Source organism: Parafilimonas terrae, assembly GCF_900115755.1.
GTDB classification, from domain to species: domain Bacteria; phylum Bacteroidota; class Bacteroidia; order Chitinophagales; family Chitinophagaceae; genus Parafilimonas; species Parafilimonas terrae.
Window position 1 is genome coordinate 45,472 of sequence record NZ_FOXQ01000014.1, and the last position, 14,664, is coordinate 60,135.

The 14,664-nt window shown below is 39.9% G+C and carries 6 protein-coding genes; 4 read left to right on the forward strand and 2 right to left on the reverse strand.

Features of this window, described 5'->3' with window-relative positions:
* Positions 1–34 precede the first annotated feature (34 nt).
* Positions 35–3,196, reverse strand: a complete 3,162-nt coding sequence (locus tag BM015_RS18190; protein ID WP_090662152.1) for a SusC/RagA family TonB-linked outer membrane protein — start codon at positions 3,194–3,196, stop codon at positions 35–37.
* Between the two features lie 261 nt (positions 3,197–3,457).
* Here BM015_RS18190 and BM015_RS18195 point away from each other — a divergent pair, with 261 nt between their 5' ends.
* From BM015_RS18195 to tamL, 4 genes are all read left to right on the forward strand, one after another.
* On the forward strand, positions 3,458–4,591 hold the full coding sequence (locus tag BM015_RS18195; RefSeq protein ID WP_090662156.1) for a cysteine desulfurase family protein: 1,134 nt from the start codon (positions 3,458–3,460) through the stop codon (positions 4,589–4,591).
* Positions 4,592–4,597: 6 nt separating this feature from the next.
* On the forward strand, positions 4,598–5,494 hold the full coding sequence (locus BM015_RS18200; protein WP_090662159.1) for a class I SAM-dependent methyltransferase: 897 nt from the start codon (positions 4,598–4,600) through the stop codon (positions 5,492–5,494).
* Positions 5,495–5,821: 327 nt separating this feature from the next.
* Entirely contained in the window at positions 5,822–10,900 is a 5,079-nt protein-coding gene (locus tag BM015_RS18205; protein ID WP_143075917.1) for a translocation/assembly module TamB domain-containing protein, read from the forward strand.
* A 111-nt stretch (positions 10,901–11,011) separates the two neighbouring features.
* A complete protein-coding gene (gene tamL / locus BM015_RS18210) occupies positions 11,012–13,324 on the forward strand; it encodes a translocation and assembly module lipoprotein TamL (protein WP_090662165.1) in 2,313 nt (770 codons plus the stop codon).
* Between the two features lie 14 nt (positions 13,325–13,338).
* Here tamL and BM015_RS18215 read toward each other — a convergent pair whose 3' ends face one another.
* Positions 13,339–14,655 (reverse strand): gluconate:H+ symporter, encoded by a 1,317-nt coding sequence (locus tag BM015_RS18215; protein ID WP_090662168.1) that lies wholly within the window; start codon positions 14,653–14,655, stop codon positions 13,339–13,341.
* Between the last annotated feature and the right edge of the window lie 9 nt (positions 14,656–14,664).

Consider the following 14,664-nt stretch of genomic DNA (forward strand, 5'->3'; position numbering starts at 1 on the left):
TCTTTGTTTTTTTTAAATAAATAATGCTTAACAATCAGAATCCTACGTTTAGAGAAAATATATAGCTCCGCAAGGCAGGATAACTGAAACCTGAGCTTACATTGAGGTTGCTTCCCGGCGCAGCATCACTGCGTGTTTCGGGATCATATCCTTTATATTTTGTAATAAGAATAAGGTTTGTGCCTGTAAATGAAAGCGAAACATTATTTATAAATGAATTCTTGATTAAGTTTTCAGGCAAAGAATAAGACAGGGTTGCTGTACGTAGCCTAACCCATGATGCATCTTCCACGAAATTCTCTGAAACACCACGATAAATATTCCTGTAATAGCCTGCCCCGTAATCAACATTATCAGGCCCCACACCCTGGCCAAGCCAAACAGGTTTAGTGTTTTGCTTGCCATCTGCAGTTACGCCATCAAATACAATTGTTTCATTACGGTTAAGGGTAACTGTAGATTCGCCAAAAGCAGCAAGAAAGTTGGTAAACTGGTCATATTTATGCACCCCTAATTGTGCATCCCACATAAAATACAAACTCCAGTTTTTATAGGTCAACGTGTTGCTAAGACCGGTGAGCCATTTTGGATAAGAGTTACCCAGTATTTTTTGATTGGTGCCGTCTGCATAAACAGGAAAACCGTTGTCACCAATAAGCACGGGTAAATCTTTATTCGCATGAACGGCATCATCTGCTATTGCCGGGTCATCGCCATAGCGCATAACGGGTGTTCCCCAGATATTTCCAACAGGCTCACCCGGAACATAATAACTGCTTATTGTTGACCTGCCATAACCAAATACACTGCCTATATAAATACTCCTTAAGCCTTCATAAAGTGATAATACTTTATTACGGTTGGCTGAAAAGTTAGCTGAGATATCCCAATTGAAATTCTTTGATTTTACAGGATTTCCCGTTACAGTAACTTCAATACCCTTGTTTTCAATTTCGCCTGCGTTTAAGGTGATAGAACCAAATCCTGTAGTGGTAGTGGTAGTTACATCTATGATCTGGTCTTTACTATTAGATTTATACAGGGTTAAATTAAGGCCAAGACGGCTTTTGAAAAAACTCAAATCCGTGCCTATTTCAAACGTAGTGGTTTTTTCCGGCTTAAGATCTACAGAACCGGCATTGGAATTACGTGTCCAGCGAATAATATCTACGCCATTATTTGAAATGGGAGAACCGGAAGGCGCATAGGTGATACTGGTTCTGTAGGGAGGCGCATCCTTTCCAATACCTGCCAGTGAAGCCCTGAACTTGCCATACGTAAACCATGATGGCATTGTTAAATGCTGTGAGAAAATATAACTCAGGCTTGCAGAAGGATAAAAGAAAGAACGGTTATCCATTTCCAATGATGAAGTCCAGTCGTTCCTGCCTGTTAATGTTAAATAGAGATAATTATTATAACCTAAAGTAAGATCGCCGTATAAACCTATGATGCGGTATTTTGTTCTCGTTTGATCAATTTGTGTATGTTTTGCATTGGCCAAAGAGAACCAGTTATATACATCAAGACCGCTTCCTTCGGCTGAAATACGTTTTATATTCCTGTCTAATATATCATTCCCCACGCGGAATGTAGTTTGAAATTTGTTGGCCCAGGTATGATCAAACGTTAACAACAGATTTGAATTAATCTGCCGGTAGTTTAACTGATAGTCGTGCACAAAACCGGTCCCGTATTTACCATCATAATCCTGGTTATCGGCAGCAATAAACTCGCCGGGGAAACCAACGGCGCCGGGTGCAGTTGCCGTTCTCGCATCACCATATTGGTCAACCCCCACCAGGTAGGTTGCCGTAAGCCATTTAACCGGTGAGTAAGCAAAATTTACACTGCTGATAATATGATTTACCTGCGAGCCGAATTTGTTGGTGGCTGTTTGATAAATAGGATTATCATTACCATAGCTTTTCATGGTTCCCTGCGGTGTAAGATAGTCGCGTACATCCCATCTTGGTGTCCAGTAAACCAGGTCTTCATTATACCTGTTGGCATCATAAAAATTACCGTTTGTATTGGTATAATAAATCGACGTTCCCATTTTAAATTTCTCGCTGAATTTAAGCTGGCCATTCAACCTGCCATTAATCCCCTGATAAAAAGTATTGGGAATAACGCCTTCCTGCTTTAAATAAGAAAAAGAGGAAGAATAGGTAATTTTTTCGCTGCCGCCGGAAAAGTTTACGCCTGATCTGAATTGATGCCCGGTATTGTATGCGTGCTTCCAGTTATTGAACAGCTTATCAGGATGGGAAGGATCAATTTTTTTGGCTTCTTCAACGGTTGGGCCCCATGCCGGCCAGAAATCGGTTGAATCATACACGCCCATCCATCCCTGTGAATATTTTAACTGGATATCCGGTATTTTATTTACGTTGTCAATATTATAAGATGCATTAAAACTTACGCGCATTTTACCGGCCTGGCCGGACTTTGTTGTAACAACTATAACACCATTCGCCCCGCGCAAACCATATAAAGCCGTTGCTGCACCACCTCTCAGCACATTTATGCTTTCAACATCATCCGGGTTTAAATCAGACAGCCGGTTAGGCATACTGGCGCCTCTGTCGCCGGTGGTGCCGGTTGTAAAGGTGCTGTTATCCACCGGCAGGCCATCAATCACAAACAAAGGCTGGTTATCATTTGAAGGGCTGATAGAATTTACGCCACGAATTAAAATACTGGCGCCCTGGCCCGGCCCGCCACCGGAGCTTTGTATGGTTACACCTGCCACTTTTCCCTGCAGCGCATTAATTAAATTAGGTTGTTTTGCCTGTGCAATTTGAGTTGCATCAACCTGTTGCGAAGCATAACCCAAAGTCTTCACTTCCCTTTTAATACCCAGTGCCGTAACCACCACATCGGTTAGTGCATTGCCAGATGGATCAAGCGCTACATCCAAAATTGCAGAGCTGCCAACACCAGATTCCCTGGTATCATACCCCACATAAGAAAATACGAGCGTTGCATTGCCTTTGGACAATGTAATGGAATACCTGCCGGTATTATCAGTCAGCACAGAATTCCTGGTACCCTTTTCCTGCACAGCTACCTTTTCAAGCGGTTGCTTTGTGTCAGAAGCAGTTACCGTACCGGTTATTGTTTGCCCCGGTTGTGCATTTAAACCATAAAATAACAGCAAAAAAAATCCTGTAATGATCGTGGATCTAAGCATGGAATTTGGTTTTTAAATAAATTATGTAAATAAAGCAGATACGAGACTCTTGTTTACTGTAAGCCGGTCATTCCTCTGTGCGCCAAAATAACATTTCTATGACAAAAACTTAACAATTAAAGCTGCTTTTTTACTTTTCTTTTTTATAAGCGGTTACAGGGTTTTGAAATATGTCAGCATCATTAAACAGCATAAAAATTATATATTACACCGATAGCTTTTACCTTCGCAGCTTTCTGTTATTGTTTGATTTGAGAAGATATGCAAAGAATTTATTTTGACAACGCTGCAACTACCCCTCTTGATGCGGAAGTACTTGATGCCATGATGCCCTATTTAACCACGCATTTCGGCAATCCTTCTTCTATTTACAGTTATGGCAGGGAAACAAGGCTGGCTGTGGAAAATGCGCGCAAAACAGTTGCAAAAATATTAGGCGCCAACCCCGGTGAAATATTTTTTACAAGCGGCGGCACGGAAAGCACAAATACGGCTGTGTGCGCTGCCATAAACGATTTGGGTTGTGAAAGAATTATAACATCCCCGTTGGAGCATCATGCCACATTACACACGGTGGAACATTTGCATAAACAAAAAGGCATCGACCTGCAATTTGTAAAAGTTTCACCTGACGGTCATATTGATTTGAATGACCTGGAAAAATTACTCTCGGCGTCTAACAAAAAGACACTGGTTACTTTAATGCATGCCAACAACGAAATTGGCAACATTACTGATATACATGCAGTGGGCGAACTATGCAAAAAATACAATGCGGTTTTTCACAGCGATACCGTGCAAACCGTTGGTCACTTTCCTTTCAATCTGCATGCAACGCCGGTTGATTTTATAAACGGCGCCGGGCATAAATTTCATGGGCCAAAGGGCATTGGTATTATTTATATAAGTGAAAAAAATAAGATAAGCCCTTTTATACAGGGCGGCAGCCAGGAGAGAAATATGCGTGCCGGAACAGAAAATATTTATGGCATTGTAGGCTTTGCAAAAGCACTGGAACTGGCCACAAAGAATTATGAAGCCGACAAAGCGTATATCTGCGGTTTAAAAAATTATATGCTTCAGCAATTGCAAAACAATATTGAAGGCGTAAGCTTTAACGGTGATTATGCAGGCAGCAGTTTATATACTGTATTAAGCGCTAACTTTCCCAAGAATGAAAAAAGCGAGTTGATATTATTTAATCTTGATATAAATAATATATGCGCCAGCGGCGGCAGCGCCTGCACAAGTGGTGCAAACGTAAGCAGCCATGTAATAAGCGCCATTAATCCAAATGCTGATATAGATTTTGTAACAGTTCGCTTTTCTTTCAGCAGGCATAACACAAAAGAAGAAATAGATACAGTAGTAAGTAAACTGAAAGAAATTATATAGGCCCGCATGAGCAACACCATTCATTATAATAATTGCCCGGCCTGTTCAGGCGCTGATATTGAATTTGTGCTGAAGGCAAAAGATGAAACTGTAAGCCACGATTATTTTGAAATATGGCAATGCAATAATTGCACACTTCGCTTTACACAGGATGTGCCCGATGAAGAAAGCATTGGCCGTTATTACCAGTCGTCAGAATATATTTCGCACTCCAATACTTCAAAAGGCATGGTGAACAAGCTTTACCATGCAGTTCGTTCCGTCACGTTGCAAACAAAAAGAAAACTGGTTGAAAAATATAGCGGAATAAAAGGGGGCAACCTGCTTGATATTGGCGCGGGCACCGGCGCTTTTGCTGCGGCCATGAAAAATGCAGGCTGGCATGTTACAGGCCTTGAACCTGATGAAACAGCGAGGGCCAATGCGCAAAAAGATTTTAATATTGAATTACAGCCAACAGAAAATCTATTCAACCTCAACCGCGAAAGTTTTGATGCAATTACGTTATGGCATGTTTTGGAACATGTGCACCGTATGCATGAATATCTCGATGCGTTTCATACCTTATTAAAACCCGGTGGCACATTAATTATTGCCGTTCCCAATTACACCAGTTACGATGCTAAAATCTATAACGCAAACTGGGCGGCATACGACGTGCCGAGGCATTTATACCACTTCTCCCCGGCAAGCATGCAAAAACTTTTAAGTGCACACCAATTTACGCCTGCAGGCAACAAACCAATGTGGTTCGATAGTTTTTATGTGAGCCTTTTAAGCGAAAAATATACTTCAGGCAAAAGCAATTTTATAAAAGCCTTTTTTAACGGCCTTCGCTCAAACAGGAAAGCTTTACAAAATGCTTCAAATTGCAGCTCCGTAACTTATATTGCCAAAAAATAATTTTGGCATTGTATCTGCCTGAATGTCTCAGGATTTTCTCTACTAATTTTGTTGAAGTTGTTGTGAAGTAATGATTATAATTATAACATATTGTGCTATTAAGCTATAGAAAAAGGTTGAATCGTCATTACGACGATAGGAGAAATCTCTGCTTTATTTTGAAATTTATAATTGTGCAGAGATGTCTCGTTACCTCGACATGACGTGCTAAGAACATTATTTAACAGGCACTCTCTAAAACTTTAATAGCACCACAGGTTAAATTATAATTATCCGCAATTGATTTTAAAAATTGCTGTTATTATTCAGTACCAAAAAAATTACCGGTTGAACGCAAAAAAAATTGGCAAGACGGTTTTAAAGGTTTTCGCATGGATTATTGGCATCGTTATTTTTTTAATCGTGCTTGTTTATATATTAATACAGGTGCCTGCTGTTCAAAACTTCGCAAAAAACAAAGCCGTTACTTACCTCGAAGGAAAAATTAAAACCAAAGTTGAAATAGAAAAATTCGGGCTTGACTTCCCCAAAAGAATTGTTTTAGAAAAAATTTATTTTGAAGACCAGCAAAAAGATACGCTTTTATATGGCGGTAAAATAAGGGTTGACATTTCATTGTTCAGCCTGCTGCGCAACGAAGTAAATCTTCAATATCTTGAATTGAATGGTATTAAAGCAAACATTTACCGCAACTATCCCGACACCAGTTTCAACTTCGATTATATTGTAAAAGCATTTGCAAGCGAAGAAAAAACGCCGGAACCTGAAGACTCTTCCGCTGCCATGAAATTCAATATTGGCAAAATTGTTTTAAAGAATATTACAGCAAGGTTTAAAGATGATGAAAGCGGCAACAACGTTTATTTTTATCTCGGTGATTTTAATACAAGCATTGACACCTTCGATCCCGACAAACTCATTTATAAAATAAAGGATATAAATATTGCGGATATCAATGCAAAGGTTTACCAGTACAAACCTTTAATTAAAAATAAAGACAGCACCAATCCTGTTCCGCCGCCATCTGAATCTTCCTCGCAAATGCCTGCGCTGGAAGTAAGCGGCTTAAACCTGCAGCGTATTTATTTTAATTACAGGAATGATGTTTCGGCATTGCTGGCATTTTTAAAGATTGGGGAGTTAAGTACACACCCGGAAAAAATCAATCTCGAAAACCTTGATATAGCCCTGAAGGATTTTACATTTAATAATTCAGTAATTAAAGTTGGCCTTGGCAAATCGCAGGAAGCGAAGGAAACAAAAGATGTGGTGGCCGCTAAAACCGACAGCCAGCTAAATAACCCCTGGAAATTTTATTTAGCCAAAGCTGATTTTAAAAACAACGAATTAATTTATGATGATAACAATGCCAAACCTTTGCCCGAAGGTTTTGATGCCAGCCATCTTCATGTAAAAGATTTTGTATTGATGGGTGATAGCTTAAGCTTCACGCCGGCAATTTTCCAGGGCAATATTCACCAGCTTGCATTGAACGAAAAAAGCGGGCTTGCCTTACAAAAATTCCACACAAAATTTTATTACAGCGATACCACAGCATCGCTCACAGATTTATTACTTCAAACAGATGGCACAATAATTCAAAACAAACTCATTGTAAAATATCCGTCAATAGAAGCTATATCAAAAAACATCGGTGCTTTGTATGTTGATGCCAACCTGCCCAATTCAAAAATATCTGTAAAGGATTTCCTTGCATTCATGCCTTCTTATAAACGAACAATGGGCAACTATAAATTGTCTGCCATAAAATTGAATGCAGCGGTTAAAGGTTTTATACGTGATCTTTCCATACCCACATTTGAATTGAGCGGTTATGGTGACACTTATGTAAAATTATCGGGACGATTGCAGGGCCTGCCTGATACAAAACGGGCTTATTATAATGTAAAGATCAACCAGTTTACTTCAACCAAAAAAGATATACTTAGCTTATTGCCGCCTAAAACTTTACCGGATAATTTTAATCTTCCCGACCGGTTTGCTTTGAATGGATTTTTTAAAGGAAGCACCAGCGCATTCAATACACAACTTGCTTTAAAAACCAATAAGGGTAATATAAATGTTGATGGCAGCATGAAGCCCGGCGATGTGTATGCAATAAATGCAAAATTGCAAAATGTTGATGCAGGTTATTTAATGAAGCAACAGGATAACCTTGGGAAAGTTACCGCCAATTTAACGGCAAGCGGCAAAGGCATTGACATAAAAAAAGCCAATGCAAAATATAATCTTGATGTTGCAAGCGCAGAAGTAAAAGGCTATACTTACCAGGGGCTGAATGTAAACGGTGAAATTAATGATGGCGTTAATACAACAAAGGCTTCTATTAATGATTCTGCTATTGCATTAAACCTTGATCTTACAGCCAACCTGAATACGCCGTCAACCTACCCACCGCTGAAATTAAATTTATTAATAGATACATTAAATGCAAAAACATTAAACTTAATGAGTGATACATTAAGTTTAAGCGGGCATATAACTGCAGACCTTCCTTCCACCAATCCTGATGATTTGGTTGGAACAGTTAGCATCAATGATCTATCGTTAACAAGGGCAGGGCAAAAATTGAATACTGATAGTATTTCTCTTGTTGCAAGCGGCGATTCAACCAATAAAAGCATTGTAATTAAAGCAGGTAATGATATTGATGCGGCACTTGCCGGGCAATATAAATTAACGGAAATAGCGCAGGCATTGCAGCAGGTAATTAACCAGTATTATCAATTACCAGGTTACGAACAGAAAAATATTACCCCGCAAAACTGGACGTTTGATGCCATCGTTCGCCCACAGGGTTTAGTGTTACAATTAATGCCTGATTTAAAAGGCAGTGATTCCATTGCTGTAAATGCGCACCTTAATTCTGCACAAAACGATTTGGGTTTAACGGCTAAAAGCCAGCGCATAATTTTCGGCACAAATCAAATTGACAGTTTAAATGTAAATGCGCAATCTGCAGCAGATGCTTTTAATGCAAACCTTTCTGTTGATGGCATTAAAGCCGGTTCAACGCAGTTATATAAAACCGCAGTAAATGCAAAAGTTGCCAATAACCAGTTGGATGTGGATGTTAATTCTAATAATTCAAAAAATAAAACACAATATGCGCTGGGTGCTTTATTAAACCAGGTTGACAGCGGTTTCAGCGTAAGCTTAAAACCTGATCTTATTTTAGATGGCGACAATTGGAATGTTAGCGCTAACAATTCCATTCAATACGATTCATCGGGCATCGTTATTAATAATTTTTCCATCAGCCAGGGTAACCAGTCTTTATCATTAAACAGCACAGCGTCATCACCGGCAGCACCCATAAAAATTGACCTGAAAAATTTTGAAATAGCTACTATTACTAAAATTGCCCACCAGGATTCTTTGCTGGCATCCGGCACCATTAATGGTACTGCAGAAGTCACCAACCCCACAAAGGATATGGTATTTACTTCAGACTTAACTATAAATAACCTTGCCTATAAAACGGATACAATAGGCAATCTTGCCATAAAAGTTGATAATAAAACAGCTAATGCATACAACGCAGATATTGCCATTACCGGCAATGGCAACGATGTTCGTTTAACCGGCTTATATTATACCGGCGAAGGCCGGATGGATTTAAACCTGGCCATGAATAATTTAAATCTTGCTATGATAAAAGGTTTTACTACAGGCCAGTTAGATGATATAAGAGGCGCTTTAAAAGGCAAGGTTGCTATTAAAGGCACAACTGAAGATCCTGATATTGATGGCAGGTTAAATTTTGCAAACGCATCGTTCATTCCAACAATTTCAGGGGAAAGGTTTACGATTCCGAAAGATGTTATCCGGGTAAATTCAAGAGGTATTCATTTTAATAATTTCGACCTCGTTGATTCTTCTGGCAATAAAGCCACCATTGATGGTGATATTCTTACCAAAGATTATAAAAGCTTCACTTTTAACCTCACTTTAAACGCCGATGATTTTACGGTAGTAGATGCGCCGCAGGCCACAGACCGCATTATATATGGCAAACTGAATATTGATGCAGCCGCTGATCTAAAGGGCGATTTAACAGCGCCAACCGTAAACGGCGACCTGAGGGTGAATAAGGTTACCGATTTTGTTTTTGTTCTGCCGCAATCAGATCCGGAAGTACAGTCCAGGGAAGGCGTGGTTGTATTTATAGATAAAGATAACCCGGCTGATACAGCAGAAGTGGTTATTGATTCTGCTGCCATTGCCAAACTCACCGGCATATCGGTTGATGCCAATATTGAAATAGACAGTTCAGCAAAATTCACTGTGGTGATTGATGAAAGAAATGGCGATGCATTAACGCTGAAAGGAAGGGCCAATTTAAACGGCGGTGTTGACAGAAGCGGTAAAACCACTTTAACCGGCGCTTACGAACTGGAAAGCGGCTCCTATAATTTATCATTAAGCATTTTAAAAAGGCAGTTCCTTATTCAGAAAGGAAGCACTATTACATGGACGGGCGACCCCACGGCAGCCAATATTGATGTAACGGCTGTATATGACATTAACACGCCTCCTATTGATTTAATGCAATCTTCTGTTTCGGGCAATTCAACCGCTGAAATGACGCGGTATAAAGAAAAATTACCCTTCCAGGTTTTACTGCACATGACTGGTGAACTATTAAAGCCCGTAATAACTTTTGATATAGTGCTGCCTGAAAGAACAGCCGCCCAATGGAGCGATGTTTCAGATAAATTGCAGCAGGTGCGTAATGATGAAGGTGAATTAAACAAGCAGGTGTTTGCACTTTTGTTACTGGGCAGGTTCATACAGGAAAACCCGTTTGTAAGTTCTGCCGGCGGCACTGGTGTTGAAGGTGAAATAAGGGCAAGCGCCAGCCGTATTTTAACCGACCAGCTAAATAATCTTGCAGGCAGTTTGATAAAAGGCGTTGATGTAAATTTTGGCGTGGAATCAGGCGCGGATTATTCAAGCGGCACTGCACAAAATAAAACAGACCTTAATGTAACGGTATCGAAAAAATTGTTGAACGACCGGCTGCGTGTGAATGTAGGCAGCAATTTCCAGTTGGAAGGGCCGAGCAATCCTAATCAGAATACGGTAAACCCGGCTGGTGATGTTTCGGTTGATTACCAGCTTACAAAAGATGGCCGTTATATGATACGTGTGTACCGGTTAAACCAATACGAAAACCAAATAGATGGACAGGTGGTTGAAACCGGCATGAGCTTTATTCTTACGTATGACTATAATAAATTCAGCGAAATATTTACAGGAAGGAAAGAAGCAAAACTGATAAGGAAGAAAAACAAAAGAATTACAAAGCAGCAAAGGGAAAAAAGAAGGCAGCAGGAAATAAAACAGGCGTCTCAATATCAAAATCCAGCCAATACACCTTAACTGTTTTTATAACAGAAGCACGAATGAAACCGAGCATGATAATTTTTCTCACCCAGGGGAAATGCGCATAGCGAGGTTCCATAAGGCCATTGAAAAAACAAACATGCACGAATGAATTTGAAAAAAATACATAGCATATATTTTAAACACCTCGCAGTTTTTGCCGGCCTGGTTCTGCTGTTTGCTTCATGCAGCAATACTAAAAACCTTGCTCCCGGCCAGAACCTTTTTGTGGGCTCAAAAGAAAAAATAAAATCAACAGATAAAATCCCATCCAATAAAAGAAAAGAACTGGAGAGTGAATTAAGTTCGCTGGTACGCCCCGAACCTAACTCTACTATTTTAGGCGCACGGTTTAAGCTTACTGTTTTCAACATGTTTAAAGAACCAAAGAAACCAAAGGGGCTTATATACTGGTTGAAATACAAAGTTGGCGAGCCGCCGGTGCTGGCTTCTAATTCGGCGCTTGAAAAAAACAGGCTGGTGCTGCAAAGCCATTTGGAAAACGCAGGTTTTTTCAGGGATTCTGTTGTTATGGATACATCCGTAAAAAACAAAAAATTATCTGTAACCTATACAGCATTAGTTGATACACAATACAGGATCAACAACGTCTCCTATCCTAACGATTCAAGCATTCTTTCCAAAAATATCCGGCAGTATGCAACGGGGAAAAAATATGTGTTGTTAAAACCAAACAATCCTTACAGCCTTGATGTTATAAAAGATGAGCGCACCCGCATTGACGCCCGGTTAAAAGACAAAGGCTTTTATTATTTCAACCCGGATTATTTATTAGCCAAAGCAGATTCAACAATCGGCAATCATAAGGTGGATATTGATTTGAGAATAAAGCCTGAAACGCCTTCAAACGCCAGGCTTCCATACTATATTAATAATGTTTATGTTTTTGCAGACTATGATATAAATGCAGACACAGCGAGGCGAAGGGGAAAGTTGTTTGAAGGTTACCGTATCATTGATCCTAATCATAAATACAATCCTAAAATATTCAGCAGGACGCTTGTGTTTAAACCCGGTGAATTATATAACCGCACCGATCATAACCTAAGCCTTAACCGCCTTATAACATTAGGCATATATAAGTTTGTAAAAGTGCGTTTTGAGCCGGCCAGGGACAGTGTGCAAAAATTAAATGCCTTTTATTATTTAACGCCTACCAATACAAAGTCAATACGCTTTGAAGTATCCGGGCTTACTAAATCCAATAATGCAACCGGCGGTGAGTTTTCAACTAACTGGCGGCACCGCAATTTATTTAAAGGGGCAGAACTGCTTACCATTGCAGCCAATTTTGGTTTTCAAACACAAATATCTTCCGGCTACGATGTAAACACTTTGAGTTATGGCCTTGAAGCGAATTTATTTGTACCACGAATCATAGCGCCATTCAGGTTAAATACCAGCAGCGCCTATGTTCCGCAAACAAAATTTGGCGCCAGTTATAAATTTTATAACCGCACCACGCAATATACATTACGGTCTATAGGCGCAAGCTATGGCTACGTTTGGAAGAATAATATTAAAAACGAGCACGAGTTCACGCTTATCAACATAAATGCCGTTAAGCCTGCAAACTTTACGGATAGTTTTAAAGCGCTTATTGATACCAACCTTACCGTACGACGCAGCGTGGAAAAACAATTTATTTTCGGAAGCATTTATAACTACAACTATAACTCGCAGGCACAGGCAAACACCAAAAAGAATAATTTTTATTTTAATGGTAATGTTGACGCTTCCGGTAATTTGCTGGGTTTACTCACAGGCGCTGATGTAAAGAAGGGTGATAAAAAGAAAATTTTCGGACAGGAGTTTACGCAGTACCTGAAACTGGAAGGAGATTTCCGGCATTATTTACGGTTAGGCAAATACAGTTCCTTCAATACAAGGCTGGATGCGGGCGTTGCTATAGCTTATGGCAATGATACACTGGTGCCATTTATAAAAGAATTTTTTGGTGGTGGTGTAAGCGATTTAAGAGGTTTTCGTGCAAGAACACTGGTGGGCGCGTATTATGCCGGCAACCCAAGAGATAGTTTAGTATGGGATCAGCCCGGCGATGTGAAGCTTTTACTAAGTGCTGAATACAGGGCAAAATTATTTTCTATTTTCAGGTATGCGCTTTTTGCGGATGCGGGTAATGTATGGACGTTAAAGTATGATGCGGAAAGGCCAGGTTCTAAATTCTCGTCCAATAATTTTATGAGGCAGATAGCTGTTGATGCGGGTATAGGTTTACGTGCTGATGTAAGCATTCTCATTGTAAGGCTTGATGTGGCCTTTCCTTTGCACCTGCCTTACAATTTACCAAATGGAGAAAAATATAAAATTGATTTTGGCGACAGCGAATGGCGTAAAAACAATATTGTATGGAACCTTGCAATCGGCTATCCGTTTTAAGTGCAAAGCATTCATCAATGCATAAAGGCATTCAATACAAATACACCGCCAAGCCCCACCACAGATACTACGGTTTCCATTACGCTCCATGTTTTAAAAGTGTCTTTCAGGCTTAAATTAAAATACTCTTTAAACAACCAAAAACCGCCATCGTTCACATGGCCGAATATTAAACTGCCTGCACCTGTTGCCAATACCATCAGGTTAGGGTCAACACCGCTTGTTGCAATAATAGGAGCTATTATACCTGCCGTGGTTAAACCTGCGATAGTGGCCGAACCTAATGCAATGCGGATTACGGCGCTTATCGTCCAGGCGGCGAGCAAAGGATGCACGTGAAAATTATCCAGCATACCCGCTATCTGCGTATTGATGCCTGTTTCTGTAAGAATTTCTTTCATAGCACCGGCGCCGGCCAATATCAGCAATATAACCGCAATATCTTTTATTGAATCTGTAAGATGTGCCATAAGCACTGTCATCGATTTCTTTTTCCTTATACCCAAACTGTACAAAGCATACAAAACAGAAATAACCATGGCAACCGGCGGATCGCCAATATCAATAAGGATTTTTGTAACGATGTTTTGCTGTTGAATAAACTGCTGGCAAATTGTGGCAACAGCAATTAATAATACGGGAAGAAATGTGGTAAACAAACTATTGAAAAAAGATGGCAGCTCGTTTTCCGGAAGGTCTTTAGATACAAATGTATCCGGGGGTTTATTCATGTATTTTTTCAGGCGCGTTGCAAACAATGGCCCGGCAATTATTACGGCAGGAACAGCAATTAAAACACCGTATAACATTGTTAACCCTATATCCGCGCCAAACTGTTTTACCAATGCTGTTGGCGCAGGATGGGGCGGCAAATAACCATGTGTTATTGATAAAGCAGCCACTACCGGCAACCCAATATATACAACCGGGATATTATACCGTTTTGAAACGCTAATAATAAGCGGCACCATCAATACAAAACTTACATCAAAGAACAGCGGAATACCAATGATAAAAGCTGTGAGCACCATTGCCCACATTAAATATTTTCTGCCAAAAGCATCTACAAGACCGGTTGTAATTTTTTGCGCAGCACCGCTTTCGGCAATCAGTTTTCCAAGCATGGCGCCCATGCAAAGTATAATGCTTAGCGAGCCAAGAATATCGCCAATGCCTTTTTCCATTGCAGGCACTATTTCGTGCACCTGCATTCCATTGGCCAGGCCCATCAATATAGAAACAATAAGAAAAGCAAGAAATGCATTAAGCTTTGCTGATGTAATAAGTACAATCAATAAAACAATGCCAGCAAGCAATATTATAAACGACATAGTTTATTT